The organism is Patescibacteria group bacterium (assembly GCA_038063375.1).
Classification (GTDB): Bacteria; Patescibacteriota; Minisyncoccia; order Phycocordibacterales; family JANLHH01; genus JANLHH01.
In genome coordinates this window covers 1-4010 of record JBBTVG010000035.1, presented here as the reverse complement: position 1 = coordinate 4010, position 4010 = coordinate 1, and the positions used below count along the sequence as shown (strand labels likewise).

Below are 4010 nucleotides of genomic sequence, written 5' to 3'. Positions count from 1 at the left end.
CTATGTGTATGACCTGGCCACCAATCTATCCAAAGACCACTATGAGCCGATTGTCGTGACAGGTGGTAGCGGCATACTCAAAACAAAACTGGAAGAGCGTCGTGTTCGCGTGCTATCCATTCCGTACCTTGAGCGGGACGTTAACATTTTTTATGACCTGGCCGTTTTTGTAAGTCTTATACGACTGTTTCTGAAAGAGAAGCCCGACATCGTGCATCTCAATAGTTCCAAAATAGGAGGTCTTGGCGCGCTTGCGGCGCGCATCACACAAGTAAAAAAGATTATTTTTACCGCGCATGGATGGGCCTTCAACGAGCCGCGCAATTACCTTTCAAAAAAACTCATTACTTTTTTATCGTGGGTCACCATTTTCTTGTCCCATCACACGATCACCGTATCAGAACAAGATAAATTGTGCGTCCACAACATGCCGGCTATTTCCGGTAAAGTTTCTTGCATACATAACGGCATACAAGAGAAAGAACTGGTATCTAAAAAAGAGGCGCGCGCGGCGCTCTTTAAGGGACACCCCTCGCTCATGCCGTCAAAAGAAGCTGTGTGGATAGGAACCATTGGAGAACTTACGCGAAATAAAGGGCTCTCGTATGCGATAGAAGCCTGTGACACGCTCAAGAAAAAGCTCTCCTCTCCCTTTGTGTATGTCATCATCGGTGACGGAGAAGACAAATACAAACTTGCTAACGCAATAAGGAAACACAACCTGAGCCATGAGGTTTCCTTGGTCGGATTTAAAAAAGACGCTTCTTCCCTTCTTCGCGCATTTGATATATTTTTGTTGCCATCCGTTAAGGAGGGTCTTCCGTATGTGGTGCTTGAAGCCGGTTTTGCGGGTATACCTACCATCGCAAGTGCTGTTGGCGGCATTCCCGAGATCATAAGCGACGGCAAGAGCGGGATCCTCGTTCCCCCAAAAGATCATCAACGTATTGCACAAGCTATTGAGTACATGATGGCTCATAAAGAAAAGGCGGAGGAATTAGGCATGCACCTCCATCAACGTGTACACGCAAAATTCTCACTCCAATCCATGCTGACGAACACCTTGAAAATATATTCGCAGAAAATATAAGAGTGGTTCTCCCAGAGGAATGGGTTCTAGATACCCAGAAATTCCTTCCCCATATTATCTCGGTGGGTAGCGCGCGAATAGGAACGCATGCCCATTAAAATACCTAGCCCCACGAATTCGGTAAGGAGATGCGAACCGCCATAACTCATAAACGGTATCGGAAGACCGGTGACCGGCAATAAACCGATATTCATGCCTATATGTATCGCGCCCTGGCTCATAAAAAATGTGGCGAGTCCGATACCATAGAGCATCTCAAAATTTGTTGCGCCGCGCAAAGCGTTCGCGAGGATGCGCCAGAGCATGATGCCAAAAAGAATAAAAACAATAAGCACTCCGATAAATCCCCACTCTTCCGCAAACGCCGCAAAGATAAAGTCCGTCTGATATTCGGGTAAGAATTCAAGACGTGATTGGGTGCCATATCCGATTCCTTTTCCCAGAAGCTCGCCGGAACCAACGGCAATGGTTGACTGATAGGCGTTATAACCCGCCCCTTGGATATCAGTGAGGGGGTTTAAGAAAGTAATGATTCTTTGTTTCTGGTGGGGCTCAAACCCATACGACCAGAGGAGAGAGAAAACAACCATACTCGAGAGCAAAACGGTAAGCAAGTGTTTTTTAGAGATGCCGGATGCCATGATCATACCAAGCCATATGGAAGCAATAATGATCGCCGAACCGAAATCAGGCTGTAAGAACACCAGCACAAACGGCACAAACGCATAAAAACCGGAGACAAGGATATGGCGCACATTGGCAATCTCAACATGTCGCCGTGAAAAATATTTCGCAAGGATCAAAATAACGATAAGCTTGATGGGGTCGGATGGCTGGAGTGTAAAACCGCCAATAGACAGCCAGCTTTGCGCGCCCTTAATTGAACTCACAAACACGAGCATAAACACAAGCACGGCCATCGCAAAGAGGAAAAGCGTCATGAGCACGTCGGTTCGCTTCAGGAAACGGAAATCCATGAAACTCAATCCTAAAAATGCCGCTATGGAAATGCCTGCCCACATGATCTGTTTTGAGAAAAAATAATTCTCCCCGACGAATGAATTCATGGTTACCAAACCCACCCCCACAAGCGGAAGTACGGAAAAAAACAGTATCCAATCTATGTTGATTTTCTTGATAAAAGACACCATGAAAAGAGGGCTTACACCGGCGGGAGGACGCCACCGGTTTTCTATATTCTCCTTTTACAATTCAAAAAAGTTCACGCGCGGAATAATACTGATCCGCACAGGATTAACCGCGAAAGGCTCCTGCCAAGTGAACGAAACCTGCTGTGTTCCGTTCTTGTCAATCCCGTCAACGTGAGTAGCGGAGACCGCAATCGCGTTGTCTTCAATATCGTATAAAATAGCAACCACTTCAATGTTTGAGACAGGCAAGGGCTTATCGTTTACCAGAAGCGCTTTCAAGCGCGGCTTGGTGCTTATGTCTGTGATCTGTTGATTTCTGATGGAAATATGCGTTGTTTCATCAGAAGGTATTTCAATTCGTTTCCACTCGGGGTCGGGTTTAAACTCAAAAAACACGCGCTTAGGAATGCGCTGTCCCGTGCGAATACCGCTTTCAAAAACGGCAAATTGTTCATTGGGTCCCACATACGTTTTGCCCAGTTTTTCTTCTATCAAAATGTTTTTCTCGTCATAGAGTTTGAATTTATAGATAATGCTCTCTATTCCGGCCTTAGCATTCACATTTTCCACATAGGCAACGACATCATACACGCCGTCTGTGACCTTAAAACCCCTGCTCCAATGAACGATGAGCTCACTCGTTTGAGATGAACACAGTTTGTCGCATGGTCCGCCGCAATCTACGCCCACCTCTTCGCCATTTTGTTTGTTATCCACGCACGTGGGCGCCTTATCAAGAGCAATATACGTCGGAATAGCAACAACGGCCGACACAATGATCAGTACCGATAAAAAGTAGAGAAATTTTCGCTTTGATGCCCACGACATAAATACTTTTCTTTCTTGTTTGGGATATTTACTTCACTTCTTCTCATCATACCAAAAAACACCCGCGCTGTAACGGGTGTTTTTGTGGGTTTGCATATTCTGTTCAATACTTTGTTCTGGCGGCTGCCTACTCTCCCCTTGCGAGTACCATCGGCACTACGATGCTTAACTTCTGTGTGCGGAATGAGAACAGGTGTGACCACCGCGCTAAGCCACCAGAACAAAAAATTGAACGGTTGCAAAACTGTTTTTTAGTTCAAAAAGAACAGGGCGAAACACGCAAAGATGCTGTGTTTTGTTAAAAATCTATTTTTCAAAAACGATCAAAATTGGTCGGGGTGGGAGGATTTGAAACTTACAGTTTCAGTACACCTTTTGTCCCGCCTAAAACGGGATCAAAAGGTCTTCAAATCCGCGCAACGCTTTTTCTCCGAAAAAGCTGCGCCCACCCCTTCTTCATTCACTAATGATTAGAATTGGTCGGGGTGGGAGGATTTGAAACTTACAGTTTCAGTACACCTTTTGTCCCGCCTAAAACGGGATCAAAAGGTCTTCAAATCCGCGCAACGCTTTTTCTCCGAAAAAGCTGCGCCCACCCCTTCTTCATTCACTAATGATTAGAATTGGTCGGGGTGGGAGGATTTGAACCTCCAACCTTTCCGCGCCAAAAAAAGCGGGAATGCTCTGAGATTTGAGCTACACCCCGATAAATTTAAAAATATGTAAGTAACGTTAAAGTACTGTTTCATACAGACACAAAAACGTTGCGGCCTCGAAATTTCCTACTAGGAGGTACGATCGACGGACATTAGTACTCCTCGGCTTAACACATTACTGTGCTTCCACCTAGAGCCTATCAACCTAGTCATCTCCTAGGGGTCTAAAATGATTCCTAATCTTGAAGTTGGCTTCCCTCTTAGATGCTTTCAGAGGTTATCCAT

3 protein-coding genes, 1 tRNA gene and 2 rRNA genes are annotated in these 4010 nt (G+C 45.5%); 1 reads left to right on the top strand and 5 read right to left on the bottom strand.

Annotated features, from left to right (window positions below; translation table 11 throughout):
• Positions 1–1090 (top strand): glycosyltransferase family 4 protein (locus tag AAB523_03580; protein MEK7556332.1); only part of this gene is annotated, 1090 nt, incomplete at its 5' end.
• Between the two features lie 26 nt (positions 1091–1116).
• Here AAB523_03580 and rodA read toward each other — a convergent pair.
• The 5 genes from rodA to AAB523_03555 form a co-directional block, all read right to left on the bottom strand.
• Positions 1117–2241 carry a rod shape-determining protein RodA gene (gene rodA / locus AAB523_03575; GenBank protein ID MEK7556331.1) on the bottom strand — a complete coding sequence of 375 codons (1125 nt, stop codon included), beginning with the start codon at positions 2239–2241 and terminating at the stop codon, positions 1117–1119.
• 54 nt (positions 2242–2295) lie between these two features.
• Positions 2296–3069 (bottom strand): hypothetical protein, encoded by a 774-nt coding sequence (locus AAB523_03570; protein MEK7556330.1) that lies wholly within the window; start codon positions 3067–3069, stop codon positions 2296–2298.
• Between the two features lie 114 nt (positions 3070–3183).
• Positions 3184–3289, bottom strand: a 5S ribosomal RNA gene (gene rrf, locus AAB523_03565).
• Between the two features lie 404 nt (positions 3290–3693).
• Positions 3694–3775: transfer RNA gene (locus AAB523_03560), tRNA-OTHER, on the bottom strand.
• 83 nt (positions 3776–3858) lie between these two features.
• Positions 3859–4010 (bottom strand): 23S ribosomal RNA (locus tag AAB523_03555); the annotation flags it as partial.

Coding starts and splice junctions, on each gene's coding strand:
- rodA (MEK7556331.1), bottom strand. CDS start 2,241: ATGGTGTCTTTTATCAAGAAAATCAACATAGATTGGATACTGTTTTTT.
- AAB523_03570 (MEK7556330.1), bottom strand. CDS start 3,069: ATGTCGTGGGCATCAAAGCGAAAATTTCTCTACTTTTTATCGGTACTG.